This window comes from Methylocystis sp. Se48, assembly GCF_056269425.1.
The window spans coordinates 851,367-872,227 of sequence record NZ_CM149850.1 but is presented as its reverse complement, the minus strand read 5'-3'; the positions used below and the strand labels follow the sequence as shown (position 1 = coordinate 872,227).

Annotated in this window: 23 protein-coding genes and 1 tRNA gene; 17 read left to right on the top strand and 7 right to left on the bottom strand. The window is 67.5% G+C overall.

What is annotated here, in order from left to right; genetic code table 11:
- The first annotated feature begins 20 nt into the window (after positions 1-20).
- The 11 genes from ACV959_RS04200 (at position 21) to ACV959_RS04150 (ending at position 10,651) form a co-directional block, all read left to right on the top strand.
- On the top strand, positions 21-3,899 hold the full coding sequence (locus ACV959_RS04200) for a baseplate multidomain protein megatron (protein ID WP_475738664.1): 3,879 nt from the start codon (positions 21-23) through the stop codon (positions 3,897-3,899).
- Positions 3,900-3,908: 9 nt separating this feature from the next.
- On the top strand, positions 3,909-5,519 hold the full coding sequence (locus ACV959_RS04195) for a DUF2793 domain-containing protein (RefSeq protein ID WP_475738663.1): 1,611 nt from the start codon (positions 3,909-3,911) through the stop codon (positions 5,517-5,519).
- Between the two features lie 16 nt (positions 5,520-5,535).
- A complete protein-coding gene (locus ACV959_RS04190; protein WP_475738662.1) occupies positions 5,536-5,958 on the top strand; it encodes a hypothetical protein in 423 nt (140 codons plus the stop codon).
- Positions 5,959-6,009: 51 nt separating this feature from the next.
- Positions 6,010-6,534 (top strand): M15 family metallopeptidase, encoded by a 525-nt coding sequence (locus tag ACV959_RS04185; RefSeq protein ID WP_475738661.1) that lies wholly within the window; start codon positions 6,010-6,012, stop codon positions 6,532-6,534.
- Positions 6,531-6,767 carry a hypothetical protein gene (locus ACV959_RS04180; protein ID WP_475738660.1) on the top strand — a complete coding sequence of 79 codons (237 nt, stop codon included), beginning with the start codon at positions 6,531-6,533 and terminating at the stop codon, positions 6,765-6,767. The genes ACV959_RS04185 and ACV959_RS04180 overlap by 4 nt, the downstream gene beginning before the upstream one ends.
- A 1-nt stretch (position 6,768) precedes the next feature.
- Complete coding sequence (locus tag ACV959_RS04175) at positions 6,769-6,960, top strand: hypothetical protein (RefSeq protein WP_475738659.1); 192 nt, start codon at positions 6,769-6,771, stop codon at positions 6,958-6,960.
- Positions 6,961-7,081: 121 nt separating this feature from the next.
- On the top strand, positions 7,082-7,432 hold the full coding sequence (locus ACV959_RS04170) for a PepSY domain-containing protein (RefSeq protein WP_475738658.1): 351 nt from the start codon (positions 7,082-7,084) through the stop codon (positions 7,430-7,432).
- Positions 7,433-7,462: 30 nt separating this feature from the next.
- Positions 7,463-8,146, top strand: a complete 684-nt coding sequence (locus ACV959_RS04165; RefSeq protein ID WP_475738657.1) for a response regulator transcription factor — start codon at positions 7,463-7,465, stop codon at positions 8,144-8,146.
- 6 nt (positions 8,147-8,152) lie between these two features.
- Positions 8,153-9,541, top strand: coding sequence for an ATP-binding protein (locus tag ACV959_RS04160; protein ID WP_475738656.1), 1,389 nt, complete (start codon positions 8,153-8,155; stop codon positions 9,539-9,541).
- Between the two features lie 20 nt (positions 9,542-9,561).
- On the top strand, positions 9,562-9,999 hold the full coding sequence (locus ACV959_RS04155; protein ID WP_475738655.1) for a hypothetical protein: 438 nt from the start codon (positions 9,562-9,564) through the stop codon (positions 9,997-9,999).
- A gap of 16 nt (positions 10,000-10,015) precedes the next feature.
- Complete coding sequence (locus ACV959_RS04150; RefSeq protein WP_475738654.1) at positions 10,016-10,651, top strand: hypothetical protein; 636 nt, start codon at positions 10,016-10,018, stop codon at positions 10,649-10,651.
- Positions 10,652-10,660: 9 nt separating this feature from the next.
- On the opposite strand, the gene ACV959_RS04145 is transcribed toward ACV959_RS04150, so the two are convergent.
- Positions 10,661-11,056 carry a DUF3126 family protein gene (locus tag ACV959_RS04145; protein ID WP_475738653.1) on the bottom strand — a complete coding sequence of 132 codons (396 nt, stop codon included), beginning with the start codon at positions 11,054-11,056 and terminating at the stop codon, positions 10,661-10,663.
- A 137-nt stretch (positions 11,057-11,193) separates the two neighbouring features.
- On the bottom strand, positions 11,194-11,739 hold the full coding sequence (locus tag ACV959_RS04140; protein ID WP_475738652.1) for a hypothetical protein: 546 nt from the start codon (positions 11,737-11,739) through the stop codon (positions 11,194-11,196).
- Positions 11,740-11,939: 200 nt separating this feature from the next.
- Between ACV959_RS04140 and ACV959_RS04135 the strand changes: the two genes are divergently transcribed.
- The 6 genes from ACV959_RS04135 to ACV959_RS04110 all read left to right on the top strand — a co-directional run bounded on the left by ACV959_RS04135 (position 11,940) and on the right by ACV959_RS04110 (position 17,660).
- Positions 11,940-12,557 carry a DNA-3-methyladenine glycosylase I gene (locus ACV959_RS04135; RefSeq protein WP_475738651.1) on the top strand — a complete coding sequence of 206 codons (618 nt, stop codon included), beginning with the start codon at positions 11,940-11,942 and terminating at the stop codon, positions 12,555-12,557.
- A 1-nt stretch (position 12,558) separates the two neighbouring features.
- On the top strand, positions 12,559-13,191 hold the full coding sequence (locus ACV959_RS04130; protein WP_475738650.1) for an HD domain-containing protein: 633 nt from the start codon (positions 12,559-12,561) through the stop codon (positions 13,189-13,191).
- 21 nt (positions 13,192-13,212) lie between these two features.
- Positions 13,213-13,731, top strand: coding sequence for a tyrosine phosphatase family protein (locus ACV959_RS04125; RefSeq protein WP_475738649.1), 519 nt, complete (start codon positions 13,213-13,215; stop codon positions 13,729-13,731).
- A gap of 5 nt (positions 13,732-13,736) precedes the next feature.
- Positions 13,737-14,723 (top strand): NUDIX hydrolase, encoded by a 987-nt coding sequence (locus tag ACV959_RS04120; protein WP_475738648.1) that lies wholly within the window; start codon positions 13,737-13,739, stop codon positions 14,721-14,723.
- Between the two features lie 87 nt (positions 14,724-14,810).
- The gene (locus tag ACV959_RS04115; RefSeq protein WP_475738647.1) at positions 14,811-15,599 is read left to right on the top strand and encodes a hypothetical protein; all 789 of its coding nucleotides are present in this window, start codon (positions 14,811-14,813) and stop codon (positions 15,597-15,599) included.
- A 390-nt stretch (positions 15,600-15,989) separates the two neighbouring features.
- Entirely contained in the window at positions 15,990-17,660 is a 1,671-nt protein-coding gene (locus ACV959_RS04110) for a peptidoglycan L,D-endopeptidase MepK (RefSeq protein ID WP_475739583.1), read from the top strand.
- 324 nt (positions 17,661-17,984) lie between these two features.
- Here ACV959_RS04110 and ACV959_RS04105 read toward each other — a convergent pair.
- From ACV959_RS04105 to ACV959_RS04085, 5 genes are all read right to left on the bottom strand, one after another.
- Positions 17,985-18,069 (bottom strand) — tRNA-Tyr (locus tag ACV959_RS04105).
- A gap of 104 nt (positions 18,070-18,173) precedes the next feature.
- Positions 18,174-18,389, bottom strand: a complete 216-nt coding sequence (locus ACV959_RS04100) for a hypothetical protein (RefSeq protein ID WP_475738646.1) — start codon at positions 18,387-18,389, stop codon at positions 18,174-18,176.
- A gap of 93 nt (positions 18,390-18,482) precedes the next feature.
- A complete protein-coding gene (gene hypE / locus ACV959_RS04095) occupies positions 18,483-19,526 on the bottom strand; it encodes a hydrogenase expression/formation protein HypE (RefSeq protein WP_475738645.1) in 1,044 nt (347 codons plus the stop codon).
- Complete coding sequence (gene hypD / locus ACV959_RS04090; protein WP_475738644.1) at positions 19,523-20,641, bottom strand: hydrogenase formation protein HypD; 1,119 nt, start codon at positions 20,639-20,641, stop codon at positions 19,523-19,525. Before hypD ends, hypE begins: the two co-directional genes overlap by 4 nt.
- Positions 20,638-20,841: a HypC/HybG/HupF family hydrogenase formation chaperone gene (locus ACV959_RS04085; protein WP_475738643.1), complete on the bottom strand. Its 204-nt coding sequence runs from the start codon at positions 20,839-20,841 to the stop codon at positions 20,638-20,640. The genes hypD and ACV959_RS04085 overlap by 4 nt, the downstream gene beginning before the upstream one ends.
- Positions 20,842-20,861 lie beyond the last annotated feature (20 nt).

Sequence of the window (20,861 nt, the reverse complement as noted above, 5' to 3'; positions counted from 1 at the left end):
CTCAACGCATCGAGGCGCACATGGCGACGCTGGTGTTGCAAACCATCGGCTCTGTCGTCGGCGGGGCCGTCGCAGGCCCCATCGGCTCCACGATCGGCCGGCTCATCGGCGGACTTGGCGGCTCATATATCGATCAGGCGATGCAGCCGCACGCGTCCCCGCGTTACAGCGTCGGCCCCCGGCTCAAGTCGATGGACGGAATCTCTTCCACCGAGGGCGCCGGCGTTCCGCGCGTTTACGGGCGCGCGCGGATCGGCGGCCAAATGATCTGGGCGACGCGATTTCTGGAGCGCATCGCCGTTTCCTTCGAGCAGGCGCCCAAGAGCGGCAAGGGCACGGAAAGCCCGCAACAGAAGATCGTCTTCACCTACAATTATTCCGCCAATTTCGCGATCGGCCTGTGCGAGGGGCCAATCGCTTTCGTGCGGCGAATCTGGGCCGACGGCTCGGAACTCGACATGACGGCGCTGCCCATTCGCATCTACACGGGCGGCGAGGATCAGGAGCCCGATCCGCTCATCGTCGCGAAGGAGGGCGCCGGCAATGCGCCCGCCTATCGCGGCCTCGCCTATATCGTCTTCGACGATCTGCCGCTCGCCGCTTTCGGCAATCGCATTCCGCAATTCACGTTTGAAATCGTCAAGCCGGTCGCGGGACTCGGCCAGATGATCCGCGCCGTCGATCTCATTCCCGGCGCCTCGGAGGCCGGCTATCTTCCGGCGCTGAAGCTCAATTTCTGGTCGCCCGGCGCGACTGTGGCCGAAAATCGCCACCAGCTCACAGCCGCCACCGACTGGAAGGCCTCGATCGACGCGCTTCAGGCGCTGTGCCCGAATCTCGAAAGCGTCGCTTTGGTCGTCGCCTGGTTCGGCGACGATCTTCGCGCCGCGCATTGTACGATTACGCCGCGCGTCGACGCGCGCTTCAAGACCATCGGCCAGTTCAACTACATCCTCGGCCCGTTCTGGCCGCCGGACTGGAGCGTGGGGGCCGCGACGCGCGCCTCGGCGCAGCTTGTGTCCCATGTCGACGGACGCGCGGCCTATGGCGGCACGCCGAGCGACGCCTCCGTCGCGGGCGCCATCGCGGATCTGAAGGCGCGCGGACTTTCCGTCGTTTTCTACCCCTTCCTGATGATGGACGTTCCGTCCGGAAATTCGCTGCCAAACCCCTACACGGGCGCGAACGGGCAACCGGCTTTTCCCTGGCGCGGCCGCATCACCTGCGACCCCGCGCCGGGACAACCGGGCTCCCCGGACGAAACGGCGGCAGCGGCGGCGCAGATCGACGTCTTCGTCGCGCGCTACCGGACCTTCATCCTGCATTACGCCAATCTGTGCCATGCGGCGGGCGGCGTGGACGCCTTTCTCGTCGGCTCCGAATTCATCGGATTGACGCGCGTGCGCTCCGGCCCGGGGCAATATCCCTTCGTGACGGCGCTTGCGACACTCGCCGGCGATGTGAAAGCCATTCTCGGCGCGGCGACGAAAGTCTCCTATGCGGCGGACTGGACGGAATATGGCGCGCATGTTCCGACGCCGGGCGAATTGCGCTTTCCGCTCGATCCGTTCTGGGCGTCGCCCGCCGTCGATTTCATCGGCGTCGACGTCTACTGGCCGCTCTCCGACTGGCGGGACGGCGACGCGCATCTCGACGCGCAGGAGGCCGCAAGCGTTTACGATCTCGATTATCTCGCGTCGCGCGTCGCTTCCGGCGAAGGCTACGACTGGCGTTACGCCGACGCCGAGGCGCGGCGCGATCAAATCCGCACGCCCATCACCGACGGTCTCGGCAAGCCATGGGTCTATCGGCAGAAGGATTTCGTCTCCTTCTGGTCGCAACCGCATTACGAGCGCGTGGGCGGCGTCGAACTTCCGGCGCCGACGCCCTGGACGCCGCAGTCGAAGCCGATCTGGATCACCGAGACGGGATGCCCCGCCGTCGATCGCGGCGCGAACGCGCCCAACGTCTTTCCGGACGCGCGCTCGAGCGAGGGCGGCCTGCCATACTTTTCGCGCGACGGCCGCGACGATCTGATGCAGGCGCGCTTCCTCGAAGCGATGATCGCGCATTTCGATCCGGCGCGTCCCGGCGGCGGCGCGGCCAATCCCACGTCGAGCGTGTATGGCGGGCCGATGGTCGATCCGGCGCGCCTTCACGTCTGGTGCTGGGACGCGCGGCCTTTTCCCGCCTTTCCGACGCAGACGGGCGTCTGGAGCGACGGCGGAAACTGGGAAACGGGGCACTGGCTCAATGGGCGACTCGAAGGCGTTCCGCTCGACCGTCTCGCGACGGCGCTCGCCGCCGCGGTCGACGCGCCTGGCCTCGTCGTCGAGCGTCCGAAGATCGGCGGCTTTCTCGACGGCTATGTGCTGGAGCGCCCCATGTCGCCGCGCGACGCCATTGATCCCCTCGCGGCGCTCTACGGCTTCGACGCCGTCGTCGGCGGCGGTCGTTTGCGGTTCGTCGAGCGACGCAGCCGCGCCGCGCCTGTCGTTGCTGAGGGCGATCTTGTTCCCGCAAAGGACGGCTCGCTCGTCACGCTGACACGGGCGCAGGAAAGCGAGCTGCCGCGAGAGATTGCGCTCTCCTATTCGGATTCGGAGAATGATTTTCAGATGGCGCGCGTGCTGTCGCGCCGTCTCGACGGCCGTTCGGCGCGTCAGAGCGAGGCGCAAGCGGCGGTGATGACGCACAGGGCCGAGGCGCAGCGGCTGGCGGACGTCTGGCTTCAGGACTTGTGGATCGGCCGCGAGACGGCGGAATTCGCCTTGCGGCCGGGCCTCGTCGCCCTTCAGCCTGGCGATCTGTTGCGCCTTGGGGCGGCGGGCGGCGGACGCCTTTTCCAAATCCGGCGCGTTACGGACGGCGGCGCCCGCCAGGTCAGCGCGCGCGCGGTCGATCCGCTGGTCTACGACGTTCCGGCGCCGAAACTCGAAAAGCGCGCAGTTGCGCCGCCCAAGATTTTCGGCCCGCCGCGCGTTGTTTTTCTCGATCTCGCGATCATGCGCGAAACGGCGGCCCTGTCCTATGTCGCCGCCTTTGCGGACCCATGGCCGGGGTCGCTCGCGATCGTCAGTCTTTCCAGCGCCGGCGGTTCGGAAACGGCGGGCATGATCCGGAAGCCCGCGATGATCGGGGACACGCTCGACGAGTTGCCGCCGGGGCCTGTCGGCCGTTTCGACAGGGGATCGAGCGTGACCGTGCGTTTCGCCGCGGGCCAGCTTTCGAGCGTCGACGATCTGACGGCGCTCGGCGGCCGCACGGCGATGGCCATTCAGGGGAGCGACGGAGCCTGGGAGATTTTTTCGTTCGCGTGCGCGGAGCTTGTCGGCGATCGAACCTACCGTCTGTCGCGGCTCGTCCGCGGACTCGGCGGCGAAGAGCATCTCGCCGCGCGCGCGACGCCGTCAGGCGCGACCGTGGTGCTGCTCGACGACGCGCTCGTTCCGCTCGCGCGCAACATCTCGGACATCGGCGCGCCGATCGCTTATGCGATCGGCCCCGCGGATCGGGACTACGCGGATCCGCTCTATGTGCGCGCCACCGTGACCGCGACCGCCAAGGCGCTGAAGCCCTATGCGCCATGCCAGCCGCGCGCGCGCCGAACGGCGGAGGGCGTCGTCATCGCGTTCACGCGCCGGTCGCGAATCGACTCCGACGCCTGGGCTGCCTTCGACATTCCGCTCGGCGAAGAACGCGAAGCGTACGAGATCGACATCGCGCTGCCCGCCGGGACGCGCACGCTTTCGGCGGCGTCGCCGTCGATCCTCTATCCGGCGTCGCAGGAACTCGCGGATTTCGGCGCGCCGCAAACGTCGCTGACCGTCTCTCTTCACCAGATGAGCGCCACGGCGGGACGCGGCTTCCCGCGAACCGCGACGCTTTCCGTTCAATAGGAACACGACATGACGCAGACGACGCATCTTGCGCTGCCGTTGATGGACGCCGCGCAGGCCCAGAAGCATGTCACGCACAATGAAGCGCTGGCGATGCTCGACGCGCTCACGCATCTCGCGGTCGGCGCGCGGAACGCGGCCTCTCCGCCAGCGACGCCGAATGAAGGCGACCGGCTGCTCGTCGGCGCCGGGGCGACAGGCGCTTTTGCGGGGAGGGAAGGGCAGATCGCCGTTTTTCTCGCGGGCGACTGGACCTTCCTCGCGCCGCGGCCGGGCTGGCGGGCTTATGTCGCGGCCGAGTCGCTTGTGCTTCTTTTCAATGGCGCGGACTGGGTCGATTTCGGCTCTGGGCTGCGCGCGCTGCAAAATCTCGCGCGCCTCGGCGTAGGAACGACCGCCGACGCCGCCAATCCGCTCTCAGCAAAACTCAACGCCGCGCTTTTCGCGGCGAGCACAGGGGCGGAAGGCGGGAACGGCGATCTGCGCCTGACCCTCAACAAGGAGAGCGCAGCGAAAACCGTCTCGCAGATCTATCAGTCGAATTACTCTGGCCGCGCCGAGACGGGCCTCGCCGGCGACGACAATTTCCGCATCAAGGTTTCCGCCGACGGGTCGTCATGGCGGGACGCGGTCGTCGTCGACCGCGCGACGGGCGGCGTTTCCTTCCCCAGCGGCGGCCCGACCAAGATCCTGACCTTCGCCTCGAGCGGCGCCTACGCGCCGTCGCCGGGGGTTCGCTTCATCGACGTAACGTTGTTCGGCGGCGGCGGCGGAGGCGGGTCCGGCGGTCGTCAGGCCACGAACGCGGCCGTCTCGGGCGGCGGCGGGGGCGGCGGAGCCGGCAGCGCGCGCGCGCGCTTCACGGCCGAACAGATCTCCTCGGCGCTATCCGGCGGGACGATCGCGGTCACGATCGGCGCGGGCGGCGCAGGCGGCCCGGCGCAGCCCGCGAATTCGACGGCCGGGAACAACGGCGCGTCGGGCGGATTTACCGCATTCGGCGCGCTGCTTCGCGCAGGCGGCGGCGGCGCGGGCTCGGGCGGCGGACTTGGCGTTGGTTCGGGCGGCGGCGGCGGCGCTTCCAAGGCCAACGGGAACAGCGCCTCCGGCGCGACCGGCGGCGCGGGCGCGGTCGGCTCCGGCTTCGGCGCCGGCAATGGCGGCTCGGCGTCCTCCGGGCAAAGTTCGCTCATCGACGGCTGCGGCGCGGGCGGCGGCGGCTCCCCCGCGACGGGCGGCGCCGGAACGGTCGGCGGCGGCGCCTTGTCCGGGCCGACCGGCGGCGGATCGGGCGGCGGCGTAACCGCCTCAAATGCGACGAGCGCGGGCGGCAACGGCGGCTTCGTCGTCGTCAACGGGGCCGGGAGCTTCGCGGCGGGCGGCGCGGCGGGAACGCACGGCGCGCCGGGCGGATCATGGAGCGCGGCGCCGGGACCGATCGAACAGGCGGGTTCCGGCGGCGGCGGCGGCGGCGCGCACGCGACGACGCCGGGCAATGGCGGCGCAGGCGGCTTCCCGGGCGGCGGGGGCGGGGGCGGCGGAGCCTCCCAAAACGGCGCGAACTCTGGCGCCGGCGGCGCGGGCGGCGGCGGCTTCGCGGTCATCATCGAATACTTCTGATCTGGAGACAAACCCCATGCGAATCGCGCTTGTCCGCGACGGTCTGGTTCTCAATGTCATCGAGGCCGAAGCGGATTTCATTCCCCACGCGGGAGAACAGGCTCTTCCCGCGCTCGACGCCGGACCCGGCTGGACTTTCGACGGCAAGGATTTTCACCGGCCGCCCGAGGCCGCCGCCGCTGCGACGAGCGTTTCCATGTTTCAGGCGCGCGAAGCGCTGCGCCGCACGGCCGCCCCGACAGGCGGAAATTTGCTCGACGCCGTGAACGCTTACGTGGAGTCGAAGCGGCTCGACGCGCCAACGCTGTCGCTCGCGTGGGAATACGCTGTCGAAGTCGAGCGTCACGGCGCCTTCGTCATGGCGCTCGCCGCGATTTTCGGTCTCGACGACGCCGCGCTCGACGACCTCTTCCGTCTCGCGGCGACGATTTCGGCCTGACCCGCGCCTCGTTTTCCCGGCGCGCCGCGCGCCTCCAAGAAAGTCACGCCCATGAAATGGCCCAATGAACGCAACCCGGCCGAACTCGTCGAGTTCTTTGGCGATCCCGTGCTGCACAGCTCCATCGATCCGAAATGGGAGCGCGAGAATATCGTCGACCTCGTTCCTCCCTACGCCATGCGCTATTCTTGGGGGCCGCCCGTGACGAGGCTGCGGTTCCACCGGAAATGCCGGGACGCCTTCGGGGAGGCGCTGCTGGCGATCAAAAAACTTTACGGGACGCAGAAGGATATCGAAGCGCATCGCATGCATCTCACCGGCGGCTCGCTGATGGTGCGGCTGAAGCGCGGCTCGACGAAATCCTGGTCCACGCACAGCTTCGGCGCCGCGCTCGACATCGACCCCCAGCGCAATCCCTTTCGCGCCAAATGGCGGCCGGGCTTCATCCCGCTCGAAGCCGCACGCGCCTTTCAGGCCTGCGGGCTGATCTGGCGCGGCGCGGACGGCGATATCGACCCGATGCATTTTCAGGCCGCAGACCGCCGCAGGAACGCCCGGAAGGAGCCCCATCCATGAACGCCCTCGCCAATCTGACCGCCGCATTCGACGACATTCGCGCCGCAGTCTTCCTCGGCGTCGAGCGAATTCGCCAACTCTCGCATGAGCTCGCCGCCGCCCGCGCGGAAGTTGCGGACGCGAACGACATCGAGCAGATCGCGACGGAACTTCACGCAACCGCCGACCAGCTGCGACGCGCGCTTGCCGCCGTGGACGCGACCCATCCCCCGATCGACCCCGAAGGAGCATGACATGACAGGCTATCGCACCTATATCGCCGCGGCGCTCGTCGCGATTTTCGGCGCCCTCGCCGCCACGGACTGGATCGCCTTCCTCGACGACCCCAAGGCCGGCGCCGTCGCTGTCGCGTCGGCGATTCTGATGGCGGCCATGAGAAGCGTCACAACGACTCCGCCCGGCAAGCTCACGTCGCGTCGGCGCTGAGGCGCCCAATTGCATCGGCCCCCGAAGCCCGCCATGATTATCGTCTAAAGGGCTCTCGCGGCGCGGGGGCCGTTCATGCGTCGTTCATCGCCCCGCGCAAAGGATCGAGTGGGAGATTAGAATGCGAGCCGCCCTGCTCAGTCTCTGCGGCGCCTTCGCCGCCGCCGCGACCGCGGCGACGTCCGTCTGCGCGCGCGCCGAGGAAGCCGCCGAACATTCACTCCCGCGACGTCAGTGTTTCACTACGGCGCAGACGCGAGAGACGATCGAAACGCACAAATTGACGGATCCGTTCGCCTGCATGCGCGCCGCCGCGCAACAACTGAACGGCGAGGCGCTCGGCGCGCGGCTCTGCCGGCACGAGGAAGTCTTTCTATACGAGATCAGCGTGCTGCGGTCGGACGGCCATATCGTCAAGATCGTCTTCGACGCGTTGACCGGACGCCCGCATTCGGGCGTCAAGGAAAAGTGAGTCGGACCGCGTTTCACCGGAGGAGAAAGAGTGCGACTGCTCGTCGTCGAGGACGATAGGGATCTCAACCGCCAGATCGCGCAGGCGCTGGAGCAGTCCGGCTATGCGGTCGACCGCGCCTTCGATGGCGAGGAGGGACAGTATCTCGGTGAAACCGAAACCTATGACGCCGTGGTGCTGGACATCGGCCTGCCCAAGAAAGACGGCATCAGCGTGCTGGAGCAGTGGCGCGCCGATGGACGCCACATGCCCGTGCTCATCCTCACTGCGCGAGACCGCTGGAGCGAAAAGGTCCAGGGTTTCGACGCCGGCGCCGACGATTACGTTTCGAAACCCTTCCACATGGAGGAAGTCCTCGCCCGCATCCGCGCGCTTTTGCGCCGCGCCGCGGGTCATGCGACGAACGAAATCGTCTGTGGGCCCGTGCGGCTCGACACCAAGGCGGGGCGCGTCGTCGTCGACGGCGCGCCAGTGAAGCTCACGTCGCACGAATACCGGCTTCTCGCCTATCTCATGCATCATAGCGGACGCGTGGTCTCGCGCAGCGAGATCATCGAACACATTTATGATCAGGACTTCGACCGCGACTCGAACACGATCGAGGTCTTCGTCGGCCGCTTGCGCAAGAAGCTCGGAGTCGACATCATCCAGACCGTGCGCGGCCTGGGGTACATGGCTGCGGCGCCGGCGGGGGACGGCGGCGGTAAACGCTGACCGCCGATGCGCCTTTCAGCTTTCTCCACCCGCTCCATCGCCACGCGCCTCTTCCTGACGGCGGCGGCGTTGAGCTCGGTGGTTCTCCTGCTGGCGAGCGTTTTCTTCACCGCCTATTACCGGCAGGAAGCGGAAGAAGTGTTCGAGCGACGTCTCGACGTTTATCTCCGCGCCATCGTCGCGGACGTCTCCGAATCGGGCCAGGAGGGACGAACGGGGCCCGGCCAACTCGGCGATCCGCAATTCGAACTGCCGGGTTCGGGCTGGTATTGGCAGATCACGAGGATGGACGACGAGGCGCACGACATCAAAGCCTCCCGCTCCCTCTTCGCCCAGCGTCTGCCCAAGCTCGCCGATCTCGGCGTGCCTGCCGAAGCCGGCGGCTTTCGACGCGGTTACGCGCAGGGGCCGGATGGCCGGCGCCTGCGAATCATCGAACGCGTGATCGATGCGGGCGACACAGGCATTTATCTCGTGCAGGTCGCGGCGAGCGGCGAGGAAATGGAAGAGCAGATCGCGCGCTTCCGCATCGAGCTGACGATCGCCTTCGCCGCGCTCGCCGTGGCGCTCGCGATGGTGGCGGCGTTCCAGGTGCGCTTCGGTCTGCGCCCGCTGCGCCAGTTGCAGCGCGAGCTCGCCGCCATCCGTCGCGGCGAGCGCGACCGGATCGCGGGCGTCTATCCGAGCGAGGCGGCGCCGCTCGCCGAGGAGCTCAATCTGCTCATCAGCGCCAATCGCGACATTCTCGAACGCGCCCGAACGCAGGTCGGCAATCTCGCGCACGCCCTGAAGACGCCGCTCAGCGTCATCGTCAACGAAGCGGACGCTGCGCCCTCCCCGCTCGCCGAGAAAGTGGCCGAACAGGCGCGCATCATGCGCGACCAGATTTCCTTCTACCTCGACCGCGCCCGCGCGGCGGCGCGCGGCGGCGCCCTCGGCGCGGCGACGCCGGTCGCGCCCTGCGTCGAGGCGCTGCTGCGCGCCTTCACGAAAATCTACGGCGACAGGGGAATCGTCTTCTCCGGAGACATTGGCCAGGAAGCGCGCTTTCTCGGCGAACGCCAGGATCTCGAGGAGATGATCGGCAATCTCCTCGACAATGCAGGGAAATGGGCGAAAAGCGCCGTCTCCATCGCGGTCGTCGTCGAGCCGGCCCCGGCGGGTTCGAACCGCGGCAGACTGCTCGTCACGATTGACGACGACGGCCCGGGCCTCGCGCCGCATCTGCGCACACAGGCTGTCGAGCGCGGCCGGCGGCTCGATGAAACCAAGCCCGGCTCGGGACTGGGCCTCTCCATCGTCGTGGATCTCGCGGCGGCCTATGGCGGCGTGCTCAGCCTCGACGACAGTCCCGGCGGCGGACTGCGCGCGCAACTGCGTCTGCCCGGTTTTTGACAGCCGCCGTTCGATCCTGCATGACGTCGTTTCTCTCCGACTCGATCAACGGACTGGAGTTCTCGACGATGCGCGCGAAAGCGATCATGGCGATGGGTCTCCTCTGCGCGACCTTCGGCGTCGCCGCCTGCAATTCGACTTCCGATCCGACGCAGGTCGCCGCCGCGCCGACGCCCGCTGCGCCGCCGCCGCCGGCGCCCGGCGTCGTCGGGAGCGTCATCGGCCAGTCGCTGGACGACAGGGATCGCGCGGCCGCCATCGCCGCCCAGCAGGAGGCGGTGTCCTCCGGCATGCGCAAGAGCTGGCGCGGCGGCCATGGCGCCTATGGTTTCATAATCCCGGGAGCCGAGAACGGCGCCTGCCGCGACTACACGCACAGGATTTTCATCGACGGACGCCCGCAAGAGGCGAAGGGCCAGGCTTGCCGTCAGAACGGCGACTGGCGCGTCACAAGTTGAGCCGGCGCGTCGCCAGATGAAAGGGATCGTCGCGTCGCTGCTAATCGTCGCCATGGTCGGGACGGGCTCATGGCTCCTTTTGGCCTCGCACAACGGCGCGCCGGCGGGCCTCGTCCAGGCGGAACTGGCCGGCCTGAAATTCGCCTATGCGCGCGCCTACGCGCGCGACGAAAGCACGGCGGCGGGCGGCATGGCCGACCGCCTCGCCTTCATCGTCTCCTTCCCGGCTTTCTCCCCTCTTCCCACTAGCCGTCGCGCCGCGCCAGAAGGGGTGACGCTCACCCTGACGCCCAAAGACGACAGTCTCGATCCCGCCGAACGGCCCGCAAAGCTTTACGCGCGCTTTCTCACGCCCGAAACGCGGGAAGGGCCGGGCGGTCTCGTCCTTCGGCAGTTCGAGGCGGGTTCGCCCTATGATTCGGAGGAATTGTTCATCGCGCCGCCCGACGGCCGCGGCTTTTTCGCGCGCTGTCCAAAACCGCAGAGCGGCGCGCCTGGCGAAGGATGCCTGTCGGTGTTTCGCGATGGCGATCTCGACGTCGAATTGAGATATCCGGCGATTTTTCTCGACCGGTGGGACGCGCTTCACGACGGCGCGCGGGCGCTTCTGGCGCGCATGACCGCGCGCCCGTCCGGCAAGCGAAAACGTTGACGCGCCGGATCACTCTTCTTCGAGGTCGAAGTCGAGAATGGCGATCTGAAGCGTAAAGCTCGAGAGCTTCGCGTCGTCGGCGGAAATCACGCCGAGAAACTCTCCGTCGGCGTTCAGTTCGACCGAGTCGGTCTTGCGGCCGCGCGCGGCGATGCTGAGCCTGTCATTCTCGAACAGCTTGCGCAGATAGGACTGCAAAACTTCGCGGCCGACCGGGATTTTCATCTCGAAGGCGAAAGAGCGGTCGCCATCTTCATCATCGACGGAAATCGTCGCGATTTTGCGCTCGCCGAGATGGACGGCGGCGTTTTCCGTATTCTTCGGGTCGAGCGCGACGCGGATCTCGTCATTCCCGAAAGAACGGCGCAGAAACGCTTGCAGCTTTCGCAGTTCGCCCTTGTCCAAGCCCGCCTCCGTGCCTCTTTTTCAGTCCTGTGACATGAACCCGCCCGAGGGGCAAGATGCGCCGCCTCCGAAAGCGTCAAAAATAAAAACGCCCGGCGGAAAACTCCGCCGGGCGTCTCGAATCATCCGCGCGAGGCTTACTCGCCGGCGTCCTTCAGACGCTTGTTGCAGGAGCTCCAAAACTTCGGCCAGGTGAGTTTCTTGTCCGTCTTCAGGAGTTCGGCCTTCTGGGCTTTCCACTCGGCCGCGCACTTCTTCTGTCGGCTCTGCAGGGCCGCCTTGGCGTCCTTCGCCGCGGGCTTGGCCTCGGCGGCGGGCGCAGGAGCCGGCGCGACGGTTTCCGCGGGCTTGGATTCCGCGGCCGGCGCAGGAGCGGGAGCCGGCGCAGGGGCCGGAGCGGCGGTTTCGGCGGGTTTGGATTCCGCAGCCGGTGCGGGGGCGGGAGCCGGCGCGGCGGCTTCGGCGGGCGCGGCTTCCGGCGTCGCGAGGCTCGCGCGACATTCCTTCAGAAAGTCCTGCCAGCTCTGGCCGCCGAGTTCGTTGGCCGCCTTCTTGGCCTGGTAACGAGATCCGCATTCCTTGAGCACATTGGCCTGGGCGAGCGCATCGCCCGAGACGGCCACGCCGAGGCCCAAGGCGACGAGGCCTACCGCAGCGCGGGAAACAACGAGACGGATCACCATATAAATTCTCCCCTTATGGAAGCCGCTTTGAAGATTCGGCAGCGACTTGCGACGGCGCGACAAGCACGCCGCGCGCCATAAGCCTGCAACGACATGTCTGCGGCGTCGCAACGATAGTCCCAACATGGTTGTGAACGCAATCTGAACGCGCAATAAAGCCGGGCATGCGGCCGCGCGCCGCAGAGAATAAGGAGCCGCTTTTGCCTGAGGCCCGCGAACAACCAGCAAGCTGGGGCGACGTGGCGCTGGTTCACGCCGACGGACGCGCCAGATGCCCCTGGACGGGATTCGACCCGCTCTACGTCGCCTATCACGACGAGGAATGGGGAAAACCCGAGCGGGACAGCCGCGCGCTCTTCGAAAAGCTGATTCTCGACGGCTTTCAGGCCGGCCTCTCCTGGATCACGATCCTGCGCAAGCGCGAGGCTTTCCGCGCCGCCTTCGCAGGCTTCGACCCGGCGGCGATCTCCTGTTTCGACGACCGGCGGGTGCACGAATTGATGCAAAACGGCGCGATCGTGCGCAACCGCGCCAAGATCGAGGGCGCCGTTCTCTCCGCCCGCGCCTGGCTCGCGATCGAGGAGAGCCGGGGGTTCTCGGATTACTTGTGGGGGTTCGTCGACGGTCGGCCGATCGTCAATCGTCCCGCGCGGATGAGCGACGTCCCGACCTGCTCGCCGATCTCCGAGCGCCTCGCCAGGGATCTGAAGGCGCGCGGTTTCAAATTCTGCGGCCCGACGATCGTTTACGCCTTCATGCAGGCCGTCGGCATGGTCGACGACCATCTCGTTGACTGCCATGTGCGCAAAAAGAGCTAAAATGGCCGAAATCTCTCTCAGGAAACGGTCGCCCGCGAAGGCCCCGGAACCGCCGCGCGCCTGGCAGCGCATGCTTTCCGGAAGGCGGCTGGATCTTCTCGACCCCTCCCCGCTCGACGTCGAAATTGAGGACATCGCCCACGGCCTCGCCCGCGTCGCCCGCTGGAACGGCCAGACGATCGGCCCGCATATCTTCTCGGTCGCCCAGCACAGCCTTCTCGTGGAAAGGATCGCCGCCGAACTGGACACCGCCATCGGCCGGACGGAGCGTCTGTTCATGCTGCTTCACGACGCGCCCGAATATGTCATCGGCGACATGATCTCCCCCTTCAAGGCGGTGATCGGCGACGCATACAAATCGGTGGAAAACCGCATTCTGAGCGCCATTCTGCTTCGCTTCTCCCTGCCGGCGACCCCGTCCCCGGCCGTTCTGAAACTCGCCAAACAGGCGGACCGCGCGGCGGCTTTTTTCGAGGCCGTGTCGCTTGCCGGCTTTACACGGCGCGAAGCCGAGCGCATCTTCGGCCGCCCGGCGTTCTCGCCGCAGTCCTTTGTGGACGAGCTCGCGCCGGCGGCCGTGGAAACGACCCAGGCGCGGTTCCTCGCCCGTTTCAACGCGATCGACCGCGGATAGCGGAAGACCGAGAGGTTTTCGATGTCGAACGGGCGACTTTACGTCTGTTCCATGACCAAGGTGGTCGACACCGTCCGCGCGAGCGGCGCCCGCTCGCTCGTCACCATTCTCACGGCCGGCGCGTCGCTGGTGCGACCCTGCGAGATCGCCCGCGAACGGCACCTGCGCATCGCGGTCTCCGACATCGACGGGCCGCTCGACGGACATGTCCTGCCGGGGGAGGAACATATCGACCGGCTTCTGGCCTTCATTGAAGATTGGGACCGGTCCGACCCGATGGTCATCCATTGCTACGCCGGGGTGAGCCGCTCCCCGGCGGCCGCCTATGTCGCCGCCTGCGCCCTTGCGCCCCACCGATGCGAATTCGAGTTGGCGCGGGAACTGCGCCGCATCTCGCCGACGGCGACGCCCAACCGGCGCCTTGTTGCGCTCGCGGATCGTCGCCTCGGCCGCGAGGGCCGCATGGTCGCGGCGATCGCCGCCATCGGGCGCGGGGCGGATTGCTATGAGGGGGCGCCCTTCGCGCTCGAACTCGCCTGACCGAAGTGGATGCGGATCAGTCGGCCCGGACGATTTCGCCCCCGGTCGAGATCGGCCTGACGGCGGCCATCGTCGCCGTGCGCGGCGACGAACCGCTCATTCTCACGACGCGCTCGGACGATTCCGGCGACGCCGCCGCTCTGCCCTCCGGCCCCTTCGATCCGGTTCGTCACCGCACCTTCGAGATCGGCCTGCGCGCCTGGGTGACGGAGCAGACCGGCATGCCGCTCGGCTATGTCGAACAGCTCTACACCTTCGGCGACCGCGGCCGCCACGCCCGCGCCGGCGACCGGGATCCGCATGTCGTGTCCGTCGGCTATCTGGCCCTCACCCGCATCGGCGGCGAGACGCAGCATCCCGCCATCGGGGCCTGGCGCAACTGGCACGACTTCTTTCCTTGGGAGGACTGGCGCAAAGGACGCCCCGAGATCATCGAGACGGCGATCGCGCCGGGGCTGCGCGACTGGGTCAAGGCGGCGCCCGACGCCGTGTCCTCGGCGGGCCTGTCGCGCCGGCAGCGCGTCGATCTCCTCTTCGGCGCGCGCGGCTTCAACGAGGAAAATGTGCTCGAGCGCTACGAACTCCTCTACGAGGCCGGCATGGTGGAGGAAGCCCTGCGCGACGGACGCGAGGCGGCGGCGCGGCGCGGGCGGCTCGAGACGCTGGGCGCGCCGATGCGGCACGACCATCGCCGCATCCTCGCCACCGCCATGGGCAGGTTGCGATCAAAGATGAAGTATCGGCCCGTCATCTTCGAGCTGATGCCCCCCGCCTTCACGCTCACGGAATTGCAACGCACAGTCGAGGCGATCGCCGGACGCCATCTGCACAAGCAGAATTTCCGAAGACTGGTCGAAACGTCGGCAATTGTAGAACCGACCGGAGAAATGTCGTTGAGGACCGGCGGCCGGCCGGCGGCCTTATTTCATTTTCGCCGCAATGTTCTGCAAGAACGTCCTTCGCCGGGTCTTCGCGTGGGCATAAAGAGCTGACGCCGCTCTTTAAGCGTTTGTTCACCCTGACATGGTGAACATAGCCTGAAGCGTAGAGTCCTCAAAGCGTTAGAGTAGAGGTGCGTCTTGGGCTATCTTTCGCCGCCGCCGTCGCCGGCGCCCGTGATCGTCTACAAGGACGTCGGGGGACTCGTCAGCGATTACGAAGCGCAGACAGAACAATACAGGCGCGAGAACCGCGAAGTCCGCCTGCACGAATGTCGGTCGGCCTGCACGCTGGCGCTGAGCCTGCCGAACGTGTGCGTCTATCCCGACGCGCAGGTCAAATTCCATCAGGCCTACAACGCCATCACCAAAGAGGTGGACTACGGCGTTTCCGCCAAGCTGTTCGCCTCCTATCCGGCCCCGGTCCAGGCCCGGCTCGGCTATCTGACTCGCGAATACCGCATTCTCAGCGGCAGGGAGCTCATCGCGCTTGGCATGAGAAACTGCGAGGGCGACAATCCCGTGCTGATCGCCAGCCGCCGGCCGCGGCAGGCGGCGCCCGTCGCCGTCGCAAGCGCGCGGCCGAGCGCCGCTACGGACCCCTGGAGCGACATCGCCCGCAAGGTGCAGACCGCCGTGGCGAGCGCCCTTTCCAGCGCGGATGACCAGCCGCGCGGTTCGATTCGCGTGGCCGTGGCGGACCGCCAGCCGGTTCCGCAGAGCCGCTTTTCCTCCTCCGACGCCGTCGCCCGCTCCGAGACGACGTCGCTCGCGCGCAGAGCGGTCGAGGCCGTCGACGTTCCGTTGCCGCCGCGCCGTCCGCCGTCGGAGGCTTTCACGGCAATGGACGTCGGATCGCCGAAATTGACGCTCATCAAGGGCGCGCAGCCGATCCTGAGCGCGACTTTCCTGCGCGGCGAGCCGAAGTGAGGCCCGGCGCGACTCCGCCTCGAGCAATATTTCGCCATGATGTTACCCTACCCCTCGACGGGCGTAGGGGAGTCCGGGCTGGCGCGCCAGCCCCTGTGTCTCGCAGTCTGCTCGCAGCCGCACCGGCCCTGCGCCGATAAAACGGCGAAAGCCGTAAATAATCGAGCCTTCCGCATGGACGGCGGGGGCGTCCTGAGAGCGGTTCTTCCGCCGGCTCGAAGGGCAAGGGATGGAGCACACTCTTGGGCCTGCCTCCGGGGCGGCCCCGAGCAAGACGGGGAAGCGATCCTGTTGACCACGCCTCGCGACAGCGACAAACGCAAAACAGCCTCGCGGTTCTCGCTTGCGCTCGGCTTTTTCACTTTCTGCGCAGCAGGTCTGTCGCCGAACATGACGGAAACCGCCGTCGCCAACGGCGACACGCGCACGATCTATCTGCATCACGCGCATACGGGAGAGGACATCGCGGCGACCTATCTGGTCAACGGCCAGTACGACAGCCGCGTCCTGCAACAGTTGAACTGGTTCCTGCGCGACTGGCGCCGCGACGAGCCCACAAATATGGATCCCCGCCTGTTCGACGTGGTGTGGGAAGCCTATCGTTCCGCCGGCGCGAGCAATCAGGTCATCAATGTCGTCTCGGCCTATCGTTCGCCCGAGACCAACGCCATGCTGCGGGCGCGCTCGCGCGCCGTCGCCAAATATTCCCAGCACATGCTCGGCAAGGCGATGGACACGACCATGCCGGGCATGCCCATGTCGCATATTCGAGAAATCGGCATGCGGATGCAGCGGGGCGGCGTCGGATATTACCCCAACGCCAATACGCCATTCGTGCATCTCGACGTCGGCAATGTGCGCTCCTGGCCGCGCATGTCCTACGACCAGCTCGTCAGGCTGTTCCCAGACGGCAAGACCGTGCATCTTCCCACCAACGGCGTGCCGCTCCCCGGCTACGAGGAAGCGAAGGCGGAAATCGAGGCGCGCGGCAACGGAGCCTATGTCACGGCTCCCCGGCGCACCTTCGGCGGTTTCTTCGCCTCTCTCTTCGGCCTGAGCAGCGGCGAGGACGAGGACGCCGAGATCGCCGCGCCGGCGCCGAGCACCCGCAAGCAATGGGCGGCGCTCGCCCCGCGGCGGGGCCGAGGGGCCGACATGCAGGCCGCCGCCGAGGACGAGGGCGGGGCCGCCGAATCGCCGCCCGCCGGCCGCCGGGGCCGCAATCAGATCGCCAGCGCCGAGGCCGACCTACCCCGTGGCGAGACCGTCATGACCGCGACTGGCGCCGTCGCCGTGGCGCCGCCGGCGGCGCAGTCCCAGTTGCGGGAGGAGCCCGTCGAAGCCGCGTCGGAGCAGCCGTTGGACCCGACGAAAAAGCCGAAATTCGCGCGTGTGCCGCTGCCGCCGTCTGGGCGGCCCGCTGCGCTGGACAAGCCGGCTCCGCTCGACGAGGCGCCCGCCGAGGTCGCAGGCCTCGAAGCGAGCGGCCCCCGCGAGCTGCGCAGCTCCGTCGACGCTCAGGCGGAGAGAGAGTCGACCGAAGAGCCTGCCGCTGCGGCGCGCCCTCTCGTCAAGGCGCCGACGCCCCCGCGCCGTCCCGCGGCCCTCGCCGCCAAAGGGCGCGGCGACGCCAACGCCGCCATCGCTGATCTCGTCGACAAGGAAAAGGGAGCGTCCGCTCGCGAGGGTGACGAAACGCCGCTTGCCTATGCGCCGGAAAAAGGGGAGGAAAAGAAACCTTCGTCCGTAGCCACGCCCGATGCGCAGCGCGCCTCCGCGAAAAACGCCGTCGTGCCGGCGCGTCTCGACCGTTCCAATTTCAGCGCGTTGACCGCCGCCACACCCGCAGCCCATACGGCGACCCGGCCCGTGATGGGCGCGCCGATCGCCCCGGTGCGGTCGGCCGCCCGCGCCTCGGATCCGAGCGTGCTTCTACCTCCGGCGCGGCCCGCGCGCCTCGTCGGTTTTTCCGCGCCGGACCTCTCGCCGCCCCCCGACAAATTCGCCCCCGCGCGCAGCCGAACGCAAAGCCAAAAGAACGAGGCCGACGCGAAGAAATAACGCGCGCCGCCCGCCACGGGCGGCGATCAGCTCGGCTCCCGCGGACAGCCTGTCGACTTCCTCCTGAATTCGCTCTGCCGAGACCGGCGCGACGTCGCCGAAGTCGGGATTTCGAAGAGCAACCCAGCTTCGGCCGAAAGGAAGCTATTAGCCCATCGCCATAGCAACATTATTTTCAATGGCGCGACCGAGAGAAGCGGCGGCGCCGACCGCCCCGGCCAATCTGCTCGCGCCGGACGGCGCCCGTCTGAAAAGACGAACCTTATTCTCAATGGCGGATCGGCGTCCGGACCGCCTGTTTCTTTCCTCTAGCGAGGGAAGGGATGGTGGGGGAAGTAGGACTCGAACCTACGAAGGCTTAGCCAGCGGATTTACAGTCCGCCCCCTTTGCCGCTCGGGACATTCCCCCATCTCACTCGCCGGGAGGCGAGACGCCGGCGCGCCATCGCCCGCCGTTCGGTAGCGGCATATGCGATCCAAGCCCGGCCGCTGTCAACCTCAAATTCTTGCGGCTCAGCTCTTTGCGCGCACACGCTCGGCGAGCTTGCCCGTGAGGCGTTGCAGCGCAGGCGATCGGTCGTCACGATCCAGCACGACCTGGATCGGCGACCAGCCGCCTTCATTCGCGCATTCGCGCGCGCCCGAGCGAGCGCGGCCGCCATTTCCCGCTCCGTGGCGACCTTGACCCCGAATCCGCCTGACAAGATAGGCGCCGATGCTTTCCGTCATTTGGCCGCGCGCTCCCAAAATGGCCGCCGATTCAGGGAAATTAATTTGCGCGCGTCGCGGCGACAAACGAACGGGCGCGTTCACGCAAAGATTTCAGCAGATGCGCGGCAGCTGTTCGCCGGACAGGCGATCGACGATCCGTCTTCCGCCGAACGCCGTCGTCATTTGAACGAAGCGATTCTCGTCCGCCACGGCCTTGCCGATCATCGCGGCGTCGCGGCCCAGCGGATGCGCGCGCATCGCCGCGAGGACGCGCCCTGCGACCTCGGGCGCGGCGATGGCGACGAGCTTTCCCTCATTGGCCACGTAGAGCGGATCGAGCCCCAATATTTCGCAGGCCGCCGCGACGGCCGGCTTCACGGGGAGCGCAGCTTCCTCGATATGGAAGCCGACCCGCGACCGCCGCGCGATCTCGTTGAGCGCCGCCGCGAGCCCGCCGCGCGTCGGATCGCGCATCACCCTCAGGCCGGCGCCGGCCGCTTCCGTCATTGCGGCGACGAGGCCGTGCAGCGCCGCCTGATCCGAAACGATCTGCGTTTCGAATGCGAGATTCTGCCGCTGCGAGAGAATGGCGACGCCGTGATCGCCGATGGAGCCGGAGAGGAGGATCAGGTCGCCGGGACGCGCCTTGTCCGCGGAGAGCGCCAGTCCCTCGGCCACTGCGCCGACGCCCGTCGTCGTAATGAAAACGCCGTCAGCCTTGCCGCGCTCGACGACCTTGGTATCGCCCGTGACGATGGAAACGCCCGCCTCCCGCGCCGCCCGACCCATGCTGTCCGCGATGCGTGCGAGGTCTGCGAGCGGAAAGCCCTCTTCGAGAATGAAGCTCGCGGCGAGATGGAGCGGCCGCGCGCCCGCGAGCGAGACGTCGTTGATCGTGCCGTTCACCGCCAGCGCGCCAATGTCGCCGCCGGGAAAAAACAGCGGCGACACGACGAAACTGTCCGTCGCCATCGCGAGGCGCCCCGGCGCGACGTCGAAAACCGCCTGATCGTCCTCTTTCAGGAGCCAGTCGTTTTCGAAGGCGGCGTGAAAAATCTCCTCGATGAGCTGCGCCATCGCGGCGCCTCCCGCGCCATGCGCGAGTTCGACGCGGCCGGCGCCGATGTCGAGTCGCGGACGTCGCGCCTTGCTCATGACGCCTCCCGAAAGCGCCCGTAAGACCAGTAAGCCGCGCAGGCGCCTTCCGACGACACCATGCAGGCGCCCATCGGCGTCTGCGGCGTGCAGGGGCCGCCGAACAATTTGCAGTCGACGGGCTTTTTCACGCCGCGCAGAATGGCGCCGCATTCGCACGCCGGATTGTCGCGGCTCTTTTCCGCGCGCATCCGAAAGCGCGTCTCCGCGTCAAAAGCGGCGAATTCCTCTCCTATCCGCAACGCGCTCAGCGGCATTTCGCCGAGGCCGCGCCACTCGAACCGCTCTCGCGTCTCGAAGACGCGCGCCATGTCGCGCCGGGCGCGCTGGTTGCCAAGAGGCGACACCGCGCGGGAATATTGATTTTCGACATCGCGCCGTCCGGCGTTGATCTGCCGCAGAAGCATTTCGATCGCCTGCATCAGGTCGAGCGGCTCGAAGCCGGCGACGACGACAGGCTTTCCGAATTCCGAGGCGACGAAAGCGTAAGGCTCCGGCCCGATGACGGCGCTGACATGCGCGGGGCCGACGAAGCCGTCGATGCGCGCCGTCGATCCGTCGGCGTCGGCGAGAATATGACGCATCGCCGGCGGCGTGAGCACATGATTGCAAAAGACGCTGAAATTCGCGAGACCTCGCTCGGCGGCGGCAAGGATGGCGAGCGCCGTCGCGGGCGCCGTGGTTTCGAAGCCGATTGCGAAGAAAACGACCTGCCGTTCGGGCGCCGCCGCCGCGATACGCAGCGCGTCGAGCGGCGAATAGATCATCCTGACGTCGCCGCCCGCGGCTTTCGCTGCGAACAGCGACGCGCCCCGCGCGCCGGGCGCGCGCATGAGATCGCCATAGACGCACAGCGTCGCGTCCTGGCGCAGAACGAGATCGATCGCCATGTCGATGCGGTCCGCCGGCAGCACGCAGACGGGACAGCCCGGCCCGTGGATCATCTCCACATTGCCGGGAAGCAGATCTTCGATTCCGTGTCGCCCAATGGCGTGGGTATGCCCGCCGCAAAATTCCATGAAACGATAATGACGGCGCGGCTCCGCCTCTTGCGCGATACGCCGGGCGAGCTCGCGCGCGACGGCGCCATCGCGAAATTCGTCGACATATTTCATGATGCGCGCTCCCGCGCCTCGGAGGCGCGCCCGATCGCCTCCTGAAAGGAGGCGACGGTCTTCAGCGCTTCGTCCTCGTCGATGACCGCGAGCGCGAAGCCGACATGCACGAGCACGTAATCCTCGACCTTCGCTTCAGGAACGTAGGCGAGACTGACCTCTTTTACGACGCCGCCGAAATCGACGCGCGCGAGACGCATGAGATCGTCCGCCGGCGCAG